Source organism: Shigella sp. FC1661 (assembly GCF_001712525.1).
GTDB lineage: Bacteria > Pseudomonadota > Gammaproteobacteria > Enterobacterales > Enterobacteriaceae > Escherichia > Escherichia coli.
This window is the reverse complement of record NZ_MDGW01000009.1, coordinates 1-13,911: the sequence shown is the minus strand read 5'-3', so window position 1 is coordinate 13,911 and position 13,911 is coordinate 1. Positions and strand designations below refer to the sequence as shown.

The window sequence follows — 13,911 nt, the reverse complement described above, 5'->3', positions numbered from 1 at the left end:
GTCGGATTTACTGCTACGTCGCCCTCAGGGAATTAAACCTAAAAAGAAAATCGTCAAAATTAGAGATTCCGGTTTGACACGGAAAGTCATATCAGCGCTATGCGCATCCTGGGGGTTCATCACCACTGACGGGAAACTCTGCTGGCGGAACATCGCTTTTTGTAGGTCTTTGACGTCGAAACTGACATACAGATCGTGCATCTCCTGACACAACTGGCGCAAAGTGTAGTCGCGATAGCGCACCGGATATTTGTTATAAACGCTCGGCAACACCTCAGCCAGCGGCGAGTCATCCTCAATATGCTGTTCAAACTGCGCCAACATCTCTACCAGTTGTGCCAGCTTCTCGTGGCTTTCCGCCGGAGTTAATAAGAACAGAATGGAGTTGAGATCGCACTTCTCCGGCACAATGCCGTTCTCACGCAGATAGTGCGCCAGAATCGTCGCCGGAACGCCAAAGTCGCTATATTCGCCGGTTTCGGCATTGATACCTGGTGTAGTGAGTAACAGCTTGCACGGATCAACAAAATACTGATCCGCGGCATATCCTTCAAAGCCGTGCCACTTCGCCCCCGGCTCAAAACTGAAAAAACGGCGGTCGCTGGCTAACACTGATGTCGGATAATCCTGCCACAATTTGCCATCAACAACGGGCGGGATAAACGGGCGGAACAGCTTACAGCGCGCAAGAATAGCCTTGCGCGACTCAATACCCAACTCAACGCACTCAGCCCACAGCCGACGCCCACTCTCCCCTTCATGAATTTTGGCGTTAACATCCAGTGCAGCAAACAGCGGATAGAAAGGGCTGGTAGAAGCATGGAGCATAAAGGCGTTATTCAACCGCTTATGCGGGCAAAAACGCGCCTGTCCGCGGATATGGTTATCTTTTTTATGGATCTGCGACGTCTGTGAGAATCCCGCCTGCTGTTTGTGCACCGACTGAGTCACAAAGATCCCCGGATCGTTTTCGTTAAGTTCTAATAGCAGCGGCGAGCTATCCGCCATCATCGGGATAAACTGTTCGTAACCGACCCACGCGGAATCAAACAGAATGTAATCACACAGATGCCCAACGGTATCGATCACCTGACGGGCGTTATAGACAGTTCCGTCATAGGTTCCCAGCTGAATAATCGCCAGGCGAAACGGGCGCGGCAGCTCGGCTTTTTCTGGCGCAACGTCGCGAATTTGCTGGCGCAGATACTCTTCATTAAAACAGTGCGCATCAATACCGCCAATGAAACCAAACGGGTTGCGTGAAGCTTCCAGATAGACCTGCGTCGCCCCCGCCTGAATCAGCGCGCCGTGATGATTCGACTTATGGTTGTTACGGTCGAAGAGCACCAGATCGCCACGCGTTAACAGCGCATTCGTCACCACTTTATTCGCTGCCGATGTGCCGTTCAGCACAAAATAGGTTTTATCGGCATGAAAGACTTTGGCTGCGAATTTCTGCGCATCTTTCGCCAATAAGCAGATCGCCCAATTTTACGTCAGCGTTACACATATCGGCGCGAAAGACGTTCTCACCAAAGAAATCGTAAAAATGGCGTCCGGCAGGATGCTTTTTAAAAAACGCACCATGTTGATGTCCAGGGCAAGCAAAGGTGCTGTTGCCCATCTCAACGTACTGCGTCAGCGTGTCATAAAACGGTGGCAGCAAATTCTCTTCATACTGACAGGCTGCGGATTCCAGCTCCAGCCACTGCTGCTCGTTGCCGTTGATTACCGCCGTAACGCCCGCAGGTAATTCAACAGCATGTTCGGAATACAAAAACACCGGTAGATGAAAACCGGTGCGCTTAAGCAACGCAAGAATGCCACTGCGACTATCCGCAGCGGTAATGACGACTGCCGCGACGTCCGTAAAATCAGTATCTCCCAACGCCACCACGCGACGATGAGAAGAAAGTCGGGATACCAGTTCACTACTGGCGGCAATATTCATTGATTTCATAAGCGCAAACCCGTTTCGGGGAAGTAAGAATACCGGACAAGGTGGAAAACCCTGCCCCATGAGATATGGGTCAAACTGGTCACCAGCTCCGACCGCCAGACATCAGTAAAAGCAGAAACGCTCTGATTTTACTGTTGTCCTGCAGTGAGCGTGCGTTAACTTCACCGCATGAGCAGTAACATAGAAAGGGAAACGTTTCGCGCGAAACGGCGATAAGCGAGAGAATGTAAGGAGGTGGCGTGCATCGGGCAAACTCCGTACAGAGAGGAGAAAATTCGCGCAATCATGGCACCTTTCGCTAAAGCGTGCAAGCCAGGACTTTGCGACCAGACAAGCCATCAACAAGGCAAAAAGTTCATAATAAGAAAATCAAACAATACAGTTAACAGGAACTCTTGTGGTCATCGGCCCTTTTATCAACGCTAGTGCAGTCTTACTGGGTGGCGTTCTCGGCGCACTGCTCAGCCAACGCTTACCGGAACGTATCCGCATCTCCATGACATCTATTTTTGGTCTGGCATCGCTGGGGATTGGTATTTTACTGGTTGTGAAATGCGCCAACCTTCCAGCGATGGTTTTAGCTACGCTACTTGGCGCTCTAATTGGCGAAATTTGTTTGCTGGAGAAAGGTGTCAATACAGCAGTCGCCAAAGCACAAAATCTGTTTCGTCACTCACGTAAGAAGCCAACGCATGAATCTTTTATTCAGAATTATGTCGCGATTATTGTCCTGTTTTGCGCCAGCGGCACCGGGATCTTCGGGGCGATGAACGAAGGGATGACCGGCGATCCGAGTATTTTAATCGCCAAGTCATTTCTTGATTTCTTTACGGCGATGATCTTCGCCTGCTCGCTGGGTATTGCGGTGTCGGTAATTAGTATCCCATTACTGATCATCCAGTTAACGCTGGCGTGGGCTGCCGCGCTGATATTACCGCTGACCACACCGTCGATGATGGCAGACTTCAGCGCCGTAGGCGGTTTATTGCTGCTGGCAACCGGATTACGCATCTGTGGCATTAAAATGTTCCCGGTGGTCAACATGCTTCCAGCACTCCTTCTGGCAATGCCGCTTTCCGCCGCCTGGACCGCCTGGTTTGCCTGACAATGCGTGCAATAGCGGCAAAGTGATGATAGATTGTGCAGTCTGCAGTAAATTGAAGAAATTTGATTGACGAGACGAGGCGAATCAGGTTTAATGCGCCCCGTTGCCCGGATAGCTCAGTCGGTAGAGCAGGGGATTGAAAATCCCCGTGTCCTTGGTTCGATTCCGAGTCCGGGCACCACTAATTCTTAAGAACCCGCCCACAAGGCGGGTTTTTGCTTTTGGATCTGACAATAACCTTCACGAAAAAAGTTTGCTTATAAAGTCTGGGGGAATTACTCTCGCCACGTTAACGAGAGTAATTTTATTGATACTAATCTCCTGATACTTTACCCCCGTCCAAACTCCAGCCGCTGCACATTCACCATCCCAGTCTTCTCAGCAGCACTGGCATCAATTTGTGTCACCCGCAGCGCATACTTTTCATCCAGCGCGTTTAACCAGTTCAGCAGGTCATTAAACACCACCGGATCTATCCAGACCTGAATATTCTCCCCACGCTCGGCTATCCGCTTGATGACTACCGAGTGCGCGGAAGCACTGTCACTGATAACCCGCGATACCTGCGCAGGCGTTGTTGTGGCGGATTTTCGCGCCGCAATAATATCCGGCGCGGCGCTCCTCAGTCTGGTGTTCATCGCCACCAGTTGCTGCAACATTGTCTCCTGTTGTACTATCCGTTCGCTCAACGGCTGCCAGATGAGGACGTAATATCCGACGCTAAACAGGAACACCACCGCTGCCAGTAACATGCCCTTTTCACGCGGAGAACGCCCCGCCAGGTGTTGTGCCAGCCAGTGTTCGCCACGGCTTAACTGGCGTTCACGCCATTGCTGAAAATAGTGAATAAATTTATCGCGTAACATGTTATTTCCTCCGCAACGTTACGCCGCCGGAAACCGCATCACCCTCTTTCTGTAACGCGTCCTGTTGCACAACATAATCGGTTGCCAGTGCACTACGCAGTTTGTCGAAACTGGCAAAGTTCGCGGCCCGTAGCTGGAGGTGAAGTATCTGGCGTTTTTGATCAAAGGTAAAACCACGCATTTCGATGTCGGAAAGTGACGCTGATTTCAGGGTGCTGGCTATCGCTGACAACTCGGCGAGCAGCCGGGTATCGTCGGCCTGTGGGCGATATTTTTTCAGCGCCATCGTCACCTGAGAGCGTAAATTCACAATCCGCTTCTGCTCCGGGAACAACGTTAAGAACTGTTCCTCCGCCTGGGTGCGGCTTTGCGCCACCTGTTCGCTGACGCTCCATAACGTCACGCCCCGCTCCACTGCCAGCGCAACTAGAATCAGCAATATCGGCAGAATCATCACCCGCCAGCGCGCCCACTGTTTTCGGTAGCTGACGCGAGGCTGCCACGGCCCTGTCAGCAGGTTCCCTTCCGGTTCGCCATAAGTGGTAACGGCGGGCAGAGCTGTAACGGTCAGGCGTTCAGCGTCTGCGCCAGCCCATGCTGATAGCTTTTCCGGTGCAATGCCGACTACGGTTAGCGAAAGCGGTAAATCCTGCTCATTGAGCTGGGCGCGGAACATGACCGGAGCCAGCGCCCGCCCGGCGCTCCATCCCCGGCATTCATCAATGCGGCAGATAACCCGTTGCGCATCGCCAGCCATAACCCCACAAGGAATGGACATCCAGTCTGGCGCGACGGTAGCGCGGGTGATGCCGTTTTCCTGCAACCACTGCGCAATGTTGCGCATATGCTGTTGGTGAATCACTGCTACGGTTGCCAGTTGCTGGTCGATATTCAACGGGGCGAAATGCAGTTCATCGATATCCTGGTTCAGCTCTTCTTCCAGTAAGGCGGGCAGAATGGTCGGTATCTGCTTACGGGCGACATCAGGCAGTTCAACCTGCCAGACGCTGATCCATTCGCCGGGAATGTAGAGTCGAATCGCATCGGTTTGCAGCCATTGCTGGAGCTGTTCGTTAGCAACGTCAGACCAGATACCGTGCTCCACATCGGGTGTACGGCGCTGCCAATGGATGGGATCAGCGGCGCAAAGCGGGAAAAAAATCTCAAGGATGGAACTCACTCACTTTCTCCTGTCTGATGCCAGAGAACCGAAAAGTGTTGTGGGCCCATGCGGACAATTAACGAGTTCATCGTCAGTTCAATCTCATTCACGGTGATATCTGAACGCAGCCAGAAGTAATTGCTGTCCACGCTCAGGACGGTTTTTAGCTGTTTTTTAGTACGCTCATCGACGTCAGCAAGTAGCGGCTGTGCAAGAAACTGATCGACATCTTCCCAGCCCTTCGCCGGACGTTGTTGTAATAACGCCCGCGCCTGAACGGGGCTTAACCACGGGTCAAACAGCGCCTCAAGAATCACACTTTGCGTGACGTCTAAAGTATTGATGTTGATTTGCTGGCGGATCATCGGCAGCGCACAGACCAGCGGTTTCAGTTTTTGATAAAGCCCGGCGTCCATTCCCTGTACCACGCGCATCTCACTGATATCAGACAGCGGTTGATTGGCGGCGTAGAACGGCACCGAACGGGCGAGATACTCGCTGTCTTCACGGCCTAGACGTGTCTGCACGCTGCGGTCCTCGTCAATAAACTCCCACAGGCTTTCGGCTATCAGTTCGGCCCGATAAGCAGGCACATCCAGGCGCGAGATCAGGGCAATCAACTGTTGTACCGCAAGCGGACGCGACGCCGTTGTCGGCTGAGCAAGGGCATTCAGGTTAAAGCAAGCCTGTGCGTCACGCAGGGTGACCGCAATTTGCCCCTGCGGCAGAGGGAAGAAACGAGGGCCGGATGCCCACGGCTGTGCCAGATGCACGCGCTTTTCATTTTTCAGGCTCAGACTGAGCGCGCTCAGCGCCAGGCTTTCCGCACTGGCGCTGTACCACAGCGCCTGCTGGTACTCCTGCTGGCTGCGCGTTCGCCCAAGTTGTTGCTGCATCCGCCCGGAAAGCGTGATGGTTACCAGCATCATAACCGCCAGCAATACCAGCACCACGACCAGTGCCATTCCGCGTTTTGGTGGTGAGGTGATCATGATTATTGCGGCCCGCGTAACAACCAGATGCGTTCAATCTCGCCCCATTGCGGCGAATGCAGGGTCATGCGTACCGCCACAGGGATCGCCTGTACTGACGACCAGCTCTCCTGCCAGCGCGTGCCGTCGTAGAACTGCAAACGGAGCGAATCGGCCGGAATCAACTTTTGCATTGTCGGCTTCACGCTGCCTGCGGCATCGGTCAGCGGCCAGGCTAACCGTTCGAGATAACCGTCATGAATGCGGTAACCGACGGTGAGCAGATTGCTGCGCGGCAGACGCATCAACGGGTTAACCACACCGCCGCGCACAAAACGCATTCCTTCACTCTCAGACGCCAGCACGCCAGCGCCAGCCAGTAAAGCTGGTTCACGCTGGCCCTGATCGCCTCTTACCGGACGCGGCATCATTTGGGTCAGATCGTGGGTCAGAAAACTCATCGTTTGCTGCATGAGGTTTAGTTTTTGATCGTGATCGGCGACGGCGCTATTCACGCGCGTGACGCCGTTAGTCACCTGCTGCGCCATCAGTGCCAGCGAGGCAAAAATGGCAATTGCCACCAACATTTCCAGTAACGTGAAACCAGCGCGAGTCCTTCTCACTGTTGGCCTCCCACGGCGCTAAACCAGGCGCGTCGTGACTGAATCACCGACGAAAAGTCTTCGTGACGGCTGACTTCAATATCCACCGCCTGGAGCAGCGCGTTGCCTGTATTCAATGGGATTGTTCGCCAGTACCAGCGGCTTCCTGCCATATCGCTCTCGCCCTGATGCCTGACCGCCCGCTGCTCACGGGTCATCAGGTAGAGCAGCGCAGTCTGGTTTTCAGCTACCCAGCCCGCTACCGTTTTTTCCTCAAGAACGTGCTGATTACTCAGCGCACCGCTGGCAATCTGTAACACCGCCGTGGCAGCCAGCGCAAAAATCGCCAGCACGAGCATCACTTCCAGCAAGGTAAATCCGCGCTTCATGGCATCCTCTCATCACATTGATTGAGGGATAACGCGCCATCGTGTGCCAGCTTTACCGCCCAACATGCGTTTTGCGCCGCCGAGTAGAAGCGCAGCGTAAACGGCGTGGCGGGTTCAAAAGGCGAAAAACGGATCTGCGGCGTCTTCTTTTTCGCCTCTTTTTGCAACTCCAGTTCAATATCGTGCAGCGTCAGGCGACGACGTTGCAGCTCCAGCGCATATTCCTTCTGCCAGATATCACTTCCGGGTTGTAACAGCATCTGCACCTGTTTCGGCACCGTAACCTGTGCCGATAACCGGGTCGCAGAAACGGGCAACCACTGCCCCTGACGACGCTGCATAAACTGATAGCCAGGCGGGTCGATTAGCACACCGAGTGTCTGTCCTTCAATCACTGCCCTGTCATTAAACTGCGCAAAGCGAGTCAGAAAATCCTGTGCCGCTTTTTTCGCGGGCGGTTCAGAATCGGTCGCAAACGTCTGTACCACGCCCGCACTGGCAAGGCCGATAAGGAAAATCACCAGCATGATTTCCAGAAGTGTGAATCCGCGTTCAGGCACTGCTTACTGAAACTCCTGCAAATTCCAGTTACCGATATCTGCGCCAGCGCCTTCCCCGTTTTCCTGACCATCCGCCCCCAGGGTATAAACATCAAACAGTCCTTTTTCACCCGGGCTGAGATACTGATAATCATTGCCCCACGGATCCTTTGGCAGTCGTTTGATGTATCCACCAGTACGGTAGTTGCGGGAGTCCGCCATATTGGCTGGCTGCTGGATCAGCGCTTCCAGCCCCTGTTCTGTGGTCGGATAACGCCCGTTATCCAGTCGGTACATATCTAGTGCGTTTTCCAGCGCCACGATATCGCTGATGGCTTTTTGCCGATCGGCTTTCTCTTTGTTGCCCAACAGGTTAGGCACCACCAGACTTGCCAGGACGCCAAGAATAACAATCACCACCATCACTTCCAGCAGGGTAAAACCTGCCCGTGGTTTGTGTGTGCGGGATAACGAATTCATGTGATAACTCCGTAAATTACATTCCAACCATATTATTCAGTTGCAGCATCGGCTCGAGGATGGCGATGACAATAAACAGCACCACGCCCGCCATCATCACCACCAGCGCAGGCTCAAACAGCCCCAACGCCAGCCCCACCTGGGTATCAAATTCCCGTTCCTGGTTAACAGCGGCCTGCTCAAGCATGGTTTCCAGTTCGCCGCTCTGTTCGCCGGAAGCGATCATGTACAGCATCATCGGCGGGAACAGGCGCAACTCCACCAGCGCGGCGCGCAGACTGCTTCCTTCGCGGACGCGATCTGCCGCCAGCAGCAGTTGTTGTTCGACATAGCGATTTGCCGACACGGCGGCAGCGGTCTGAATGCCTTCCAGTAGCGGAACACTGCTGGCGGTGAGGATGCTTAATGTGCGGGAAAAACGCGCCGTATTCAGCCCGCGCGCAACACGGCCCGTCACGGGCAGACGCAGCAAGGTTTTATCCCAGCGCAGGCGCATAGTCGGATTTTTAAGTAGCCATTGCCCCAGCACCAGAAGCGCCAGCAATCCCGCCAGCCAGTAAACGCCGCTGGCCTGTAACGCATCACTCATGGCGATAAGCGCACGGGTGGAGGAGGGTAGCGCGTGTCCGAGATGATCAAACTGTTCGATGATTTTCGGCACCACTGCCGTCAGCAAAATAGTGACCACGCCCGTTGCCACCACCAGCATAACCAGCGGATAGAGCATGGCCTGCAATAGACGTGATTTCAGGCGCTGTCGCTGTTCGGTGTAATCTGCCAGGCGATTGAGCACCACGTCGAGATGCCCGGATTTTTCTCCGGCAGCGACCATCGAACAAAACAGGGAATCAAAGACGCGGGGATGTTCGCGCAGGCTGTCCGACAGGGTATAACCTTCCTGAATCCGGCTGCGCAGCGCCATTCCGAGGCTCTTCACATGCAGTTTTTCACTTTGCTCACTGACCGCCTGCAAGCAGGTTTCCAACGGCATTGCTGCCTGCACCAGCATTGCCAGTTGCGCGTGAACAGCGCCAGATCTGCCGCCGCCACGCGACGATGTGCGTGCCGCCGACGCTGCAACATTCCCCCTGCCGATGCATTCATCCTGGCTTCAATGTGCACGGGGATAAGCTCTTTACCGCGCAACAACTGGCGGGCATGACGCGCGGAATCCGCCTCAATCATGCCTTTGGTTTTGCGACCATTACGCTCCAGCGCCTGATAGTAAAACAGTGCCATTACGCCTCCATGGTTACCCGCAGAACTTCATCGAGAGAGGTTTCTCCGGCGAGCACTTTCTCAATGCCGTTGCTGCGGATACCCGCAGAGTGTTGCCGGACATAACGTTCCAGCTCCAGCTCCCCGGCCTGACGGTGGATCAAATCACGCAATGTGGCATCCACCACGTCAGCTCATGGATGGCAGTCCGTCCGCGGAAACCTTTGTGATTACAGGCGGGGCAGCCCTGCGGATGGTACAGAGTGACGGTTCGCGCATCAGTAATGCCCAGCAGGCGTTTTTCTTCGTCAGTGGCAGGCGCGGCCTGACGGCAGTCGGGACACAGCGTGCGGACCAGTCGCTGCGCCATCACGCCCGTCAGACTGGAAGAGAGCAGGAAAGGCTCCACGCCCATATCCTGCAAACGCGTGATCGCCCCCACCGCCGTGTTGGTATGCAGCGTGGAAAGGACCAGGTGTCCGGTAAGCGATGCCTGAACAGCGATTTCTGCGGTTTCGGTATCGCGGATTTCACCGACCATCACCACATCCGGGTCCTGACGCAAAATCGCGCGCAGGCCACGGGCGAAGGTCATGCCGACGCGGGTGTTAACCTGTGTCTGACCGATCCCTTCAATCATGTATTCGATGGGGTCTTCAACCGTGAGAATGTTACGCGAATGGTTGTTCAGCTCCTGCAATCCGGCGTACAGCGTGGTGCTTTTGCCGGAACCCGTCGGCCCCGTCACCAGAAAGATGCCGTGCAGTTTGTGTAACAGCTGGCGCAACTGCACGGTCAGTTGCTGGCTAAGCCCCAGACGCTCCAGCGTCAGGCGGGCCTGGTTTTTGTCCAGCAGTCGCAGCACCACGCGCTCGCCCCAGGCAGAAGGCATGGTGGAGACACGCACGTCAATCGCCCGGCCGCCCAGCAGCAGCGCAATACGTCCATCCTGCGGTACGCGCTTTTCGGCGATATCCAGCCGTGCCATCACCTTGATACGCGATACCAGCAGCGAGGCCAGTTTGCGCCCCGGGCGCAGCATTTCATGTAATGTGCCGTCAACGCGAAAACGGATCACCAGACTCTTTTCAAACGTCTCGATGTGGATATCCGAAGCGCCTTCTTTAATCGCCTCTGCCAGCATGGCGTTGATCAGTTTGATGATCGGCGCATCGTCGTCACTTTCCAGCAGATCTTCCGTTTCTGGCAGTTCTTCCGCGAGAGTAAAAAAGTCCTCAGCAGAACCGAGATCTTCCATCAGCTGGCGAGCCTCGGAAGAGTCCCGCTGCCAGACCGCATTCAGCCGCTGTTCAAATTCGGCCTCGTCGATTTGCCGCAGCGTAAAGGGCGCGTTCAGCCCCCGCTGCAGCTCCTGCAAAACAGAGAGCGATAGCGGATGAACGTGGAGGATCTCCAGCGACGCTTCGCACCATGCCACCAGGCTAAACCGACGGCTGAAACTGTAGGGCAGACGCACGGTGTTGGCGGTGGTTTCCTGTGCTACAGGCACCATTAACGCGTTCTCCCGGCATTGAGGAACGCGCGAACTTCCGGCGGTAAGGCCTGGTTTTGCGCTGGCAGTACCGGCTGTGCGGTGTGCGGCATCAGGCTTAAACCTTGCTCATCACGATAGATCTGTTCGGCGCGCATATAGTTATATTTGCGCTGCGACACGCCGTCTGCCGCCATACCGTCACGCAGAATGGTCGGGCGGATAAACACCATCAGGTTACGTTTTTCTTTTTTATCCGCCGTCGATTTAAACAGGTTACCAATCAATGGGATATCGCCCAGCAGAGGCACTTTCGCCACGCTTTCTCCCGCCTGATCGTCCATCAGACCACCAAGCACAATCAGCTCACCATCGTTAGCCAGCACGGTGGTTTTCAGTTTGCGCTCACCAAACACCACGTCGAGGCTGGTCTGTCCTTCCACCTTCGAGACTTCCTGCTCAATCACCATCTGTACCGCGTTACCTTCGTTAATCTGCGGCGTGACTTTCAGCATGATGCCGACTTTTTTCCTTTCTACTGTATTGAAAGGATTGCTGTTATTGGAGCCAACGGTAGAGCCGGTTAATACCGGAACGTCCTAGCCCACCATGAAGAAGGCTTCCTGGTTGTCCAGCGTAGTGATGCTCGGCGTGGAGAGAACGTTCGAGCTGGAGTCGTTTTTAACCGCCTGCACCAGTGCCATCCAGTCGCCTTTCACCACGCCAACCGCCGTACCGCTAAATCCAGAAAGAAGCTGGGCGAGTGTGGAGAGATCGCCGTTGGTATCCGGATTAATGGTGGTAGCGCCGTTTTCACTGATCACCGTCGAGCCTTTCTGCGGTTTCGCCTGAGAAATGGCTGCCCCCAGCGTACCGATAGGGATCTGCGTACCATTAGCAAACTGCATTAATCCGGCATCTTTCGACGCCCACTGCACGGCGAATATCCAGTTATTCAATTACGCTTTGCAGCGACTGCATGATGTCCTGCGGCGCGGTTACAATCAGGGCATTACTGTGTTTGCTGGCGGCGATGGATACAACCTCACGCCCGCTACCGACCGTGCCTTCCGCCTCTTCTTTAGCCGCCGTGAGCGTGCCGCTGACCTGTTTCAGCACATCGACCAGATCTTCGGCTTTGCTGTATTTGAGATAGAAAACCTGGCTGTTGCCGCTGCGTTCCATTTCTGAGTCCAGCCGACGGATCAGGCGGCGCATTTTGTCCCGCGTGGCCGGGTCACCACTGACAATCACACTGTTGGTGCGTTCGTCGGCGACAATTTGAGATTTCAGCGTCGCAGGCTGGTTCTCGCCGCTGTTTTTCGTCAGGCTTTCCAGCACGCGGGCGATTTCCGAAGCCGAGGCGTTATCCAGCGGGATCACCTCTTCGGTGCGATTACCCGCGTGATCCACGCGCTGGATCACTTCCGTCAGGCGCTCCACAACGGAGGCGCGTCCGGTGAGCATAATCACGTTGGAGGGATCGTAATTAACAACGTTGCCTGAGCCTGCGCTGTCGATCATCTGGCGCAGAATCGGTGCCAGCTCGCGTACCGACACATTACGTACCGGCACTACTTTGGTGACCATTTCATCGCCCGCGTAGTTGTCGCTGCCTTCACCGACCAGCGGCAGCGGCTCGACTTTCGCAGCGCTGGATTTCACCACCTTCAGCACGTCGTTTTCCATCGGTACGACGGCATACCCCTGTGCTTCCAGCAGGTTAAGGAATAGCTGGTAATACTGGCGTTCATTGAGCGGGGTCATGGTGCGAATACTCACTTTCCCCTGTACGCCCGGCCCCATAATGATGGTTTTATTAAGGTTAGCGCCGACGGTTTCGATGAACGATTTCAGGTCGGTATCTTTAAAATTAGCGGTGAAAGTGGCTTCTTCCGCCCAGACCGGTGAACTGCATAATGCCGCTGCCAGCACCAGCGGCAGTAAACGCTTTTTTGTTTTGAGGCCAGTTGTCTTCTTACGCCAGACCGACAACGTAATATCACGCCAAAACACGATGAATGATTCTCCTGGATTAAATGCGGTTAGCGCAGCGCGATGGAAATGTCGTGGCGCGCACCCTTGCGTAAAACCGTAAGTTGAATGGAATCCATTGAAGGTAACTGTCGCATCAGAGCAATCATTGCTCGTGGATCAGTGAAATCCTGCTGATTTAGCGCAATGGCGATATCGCCTTCCTTGAAACCGCTGGCATCGAACAGAGAACGATCTGCCCCCGGCTTCACTGCATAACCGACAATTCCCTCCTTACGCACAGGCGTAAGCTGGATATAGTTAAAAATTTTCTGCGGATCTTTCGCCAGTGCCTGACGCACGGCAGTCGGTATCTCAACTGGCGCACTGACAGCAGGTTCAGCAACAGCTTGCTTTGCTTCGTCACTGACAGCTTTTTTGTTGGTCGCGGCAACGGTGGAACGCTCCTCTTCAGCCAAGCTCAGGCGCTCTATTTTTCCCTGATAGCGCAGCATCACATGGTCGCGATTGATTTCCTCAATCACCGCGTTGTGCGAGCCAAGCGTTTCACCCTGCAAATAGACCTGCTGTTTACCGCCTTCTTCAATAACCGCGCCGGGTCTGGCACCAAAGGCGATCCCGCGCAGCACCACATTAAGACGCGTTTCTGCCACAGGCACAGGTTCGGGTTGTTTTACCGGCGTGGCGACGGGCTGATATTTGCCAAACCAGTTTTGCTGGCTGATTAATTGCACGTCATTTTTATCGAACGTTTTTGCATCCGCACGGGGCGGTTTATTCGCCGATGGGGAAACAGCCGTATATTCCGCAGAAAAGGAGAAATAGCGCCAGAGTGAATGCGCCACTTTTGCAGAAATAATAAGCAGCATCAGCCAGAACATCCCGCGTACAATTTTTGGTAATGACTCCAACTTACTGATAGTATTTTATGTTCAGATAATGCCCGATGACCTTGTCATGCAGCTCCACCGATTTTGAGAACGACAGTGACTTCCGTCCCAGCCTTGCCAGATGTTGTCTCAGATTCAGATTATGTGTAAGCGTACAGCCTGAACCGTCTGGTCAGAATCTGACGAATTAGACAAAGTGGTGTCCACCAAATAAGTAGTGGGAACCAAAGTGTCAGATATGC

The 13,911-nt window shown here is 54.4% G+C and carries 9 protein-coding genes, 1 tRNA gene and 6 pseudogenes; 2 read left to right on the top strand and 14 right to left on the bottom strand.

The features are described 5' to 3' along the window. Positions 1 to 93: 93 nt before the first annotated feature. Together speC and yqgH are read right to left on the bottom strand one after the other, a co-directional pair. Positions 94 to 1,960, bottom strand: a pseudogene (gene speC, locus BFF42_RS00655) (ornithine decarboxylase); the annotation flags it as partial. A 161-nt stretch (positions 1,961 to 2,121) separates the two neighbouring features. After that, entirely contained in the window at positions 2,122 to 2,205 is an 84-nt protein-coding gene (yqgH, locus tag BFF42_RS27165) for a hypothetical protein (RefSeq protein WP_212591416.1), read from the bottom strand. A gap of 152 nt (positions 2,206 to 2,357) precedes the next feature. Between yqgH and BFF42_RS00650 the strand changes: the two genes are divergently transcribed. Further along, a complete protein-coding gene (locus tag BFF42_RS00650; protein WP_000234502.1) occupies positions 2,358 to 3,065 on the top strand; it encodes a DUF554 domain-containing protein in 708 nt (235 codons plus the stop codon). Positions 3,066 to 3,170: 105 nt separating this feature from the next. Then, positions 3,171 to 3,246 (top strand) — tRNA-Phe (locus BFF42_RS00645). A gap of 148 nt (positions 3,247 to 3,394) precedes the next feature. Here BFF42_RS00645 and yghD read toward each other — a convergent pair. The 12 genes and pseudogenes from yghD to BFF42_RS00585 all read right to left on the bottom strand — a co-directional run. Next, on the bottom strand, positions 3,395 to 3,931 hold the full coding sequence (yghD, locus tag BFF42_RS00640) for a GspM family type II secretion system protein YghD (RefSeq protein WP_000942800.1): 537 nt from the start codon (positions 3,929 to 3,931) through the stop codon (positions 3,395 to 3,397). Between the two features lies 1 nt (position 3,932). Then, the gene (gene gspL / locus BFF42_RS00635; RefSeq protein ID WP_000094969.1) at positions 3,933 to 5,111 is read right to left on the bottom strand and encodes a type II secretion system protein GspL; all 1,179 of its coding nucleotides are present in this window, start codon (positions 5,109 to 5,111) and stop codon (positions 3,933 to 3,935) included. Continuing rightward, positions 5,108 to 6,085, bottom strand: a complete 978-nt coding sequence (gene gspK / locus BFF42_RS00630) for a type II secretion system minor pseudopilin GspK (RefSeq protein ID WP_039059565.1) — start codon at positions 6,083 to 6,085, stop codon at positions 5,108 to 5,110. Before gspK ends, gspL begins: the two co-directional genes overlap by 4 nt. Positions 6,086 to 6,087: 2 nt before the next feature. Beyond that, positions 6,088 to 6,687 (bottom strand): type II secretion system minor pseudopilin GspJ, encoded by a 600-nt coding sequence (gene gspJ / locus BFF42_RS00625; RefSeq protein ID WP_001255034.1) that lies wholly within the window; start codon positions 6,685 to 6,687, stop codon positions 6,088 to 6,090. Further along, positions 6,684 to 7,055 (bottom strand): type II secretion system minor pseudopilin GspI, encoded by a 372-nt coding sequence (gene gspI, locus BFF42_RS00620; RefSeq protein ID WP_000820139.1) that lies wholly within the window; start codon positions 7,053 to 7,055, stop codon positions 6,684 to 6,686. Before gspI ends, gspJ begins: the two co-directional genes overlap by 4 nt. Next, positions 7,052 to 7,615, bottom strand: coding sequence for a type II secretion system minor pseudopilin GspH (gspH, locus tag BFF42_RS00615; RefSeq protein WP_001115135.1), 564 nt, complete (start codon positions 7,613 to 7,615; stop codon positions 7,052 to 7,054). The genes gspI and gspH overlap by 4 nt, the downstream gene beginning before the upstream one ends. A 3-nt stretch (positions 7,616 to 7,618) precedes the next feature. Continuing rightward, on the bottom strand, positions 7,619 to 8,074 hold the full coding sequence (gene gspG, locus BFF42_RS00610) for a type II secretion system major pseudopilin GspG (RefSeq protein WP_001087282.1): 456 nt from the start codon (positions 8,072 to 8,074) through the stop codon (positions 7,619 to 7,621). Between the two features lie 16 nt (positions 8,075 to 8,090). Then, a pseudogene (gene gspF, locus BFF42_RS00605) lies at positions 8,091 to 9,313 on the bottom strand (type II secretion system inner membrane protein GspF). Then, positions 9,313 to 10,805, bottom strand: a pseudogene (gspE, locus tag BFF42_RS00600) (type II secretion system ATPase GspE). Before gspE ends, gspF begins: the two co-directional pseudogenes overlap by 1 nt. Then, positions 10,805 to 12,800 (bottom strand): annotated as a pseudogene (gene gspD, locus BFF42_RS00595) (type II secretion system secretin GspD). Before gspD ends, gspE begins: the two co-directional pseudogenes overlap by 1 nt. A gap of 29 nt (positions 12,801 to 12,829) precedes the next feature. Beyond that, positions 12,830 to 13,687, bottom strand: a pseudogene (gene gspC, locus BFF42_RS00590) (type II secretion system protein GspC); the annotation flags it as partial. A 4-nt stretch (positions 13,688 to 13,691) separates the two neighbouring features. Next, positions 13,692 to 13,814: pseudogene (locus tag BFF42_RS00585) on the bottom strand (IS1 family transposase); the annotation flags it as partial. Positions 13,815 to 13,911 lie beyond the last annotated feature (97 nt).

Coding starts and splice junctions, on each gene's coding strand:
- yqgH (WP_212591416.1), bottom strand. CDS start 2,205: ATGCACGCCACCTCCTTACATTCTCTCGCTTATCGCCGTTTCGCGCGA.
- yghD (WP_000942800.1), bottom strand. CDS start 3,931: ATGTTACGCGATAAATTTATTCACTATTTTCAGCAATGGCGTGAACGC.
- gspK (WP_039059565.1), bottom strand. CDS start 6,085: ATGATCACCTCACCACCAAAACGCGGAATGGCACTGGTCGTGGTGCTG.
- gspI (WP_000820139.1), bottom strand. CDS start 7,055: ATGAAGCGCGGATTTACCTTGCTGGAAGTGATGCTCGTGCTGGCGATT.
- gspG (WP_001087282.1), bottom strand. CDS start 8,074: ATGAATTCGTTATCCCGCACACACAAACCACGGGCAGGTTTTACCCTG.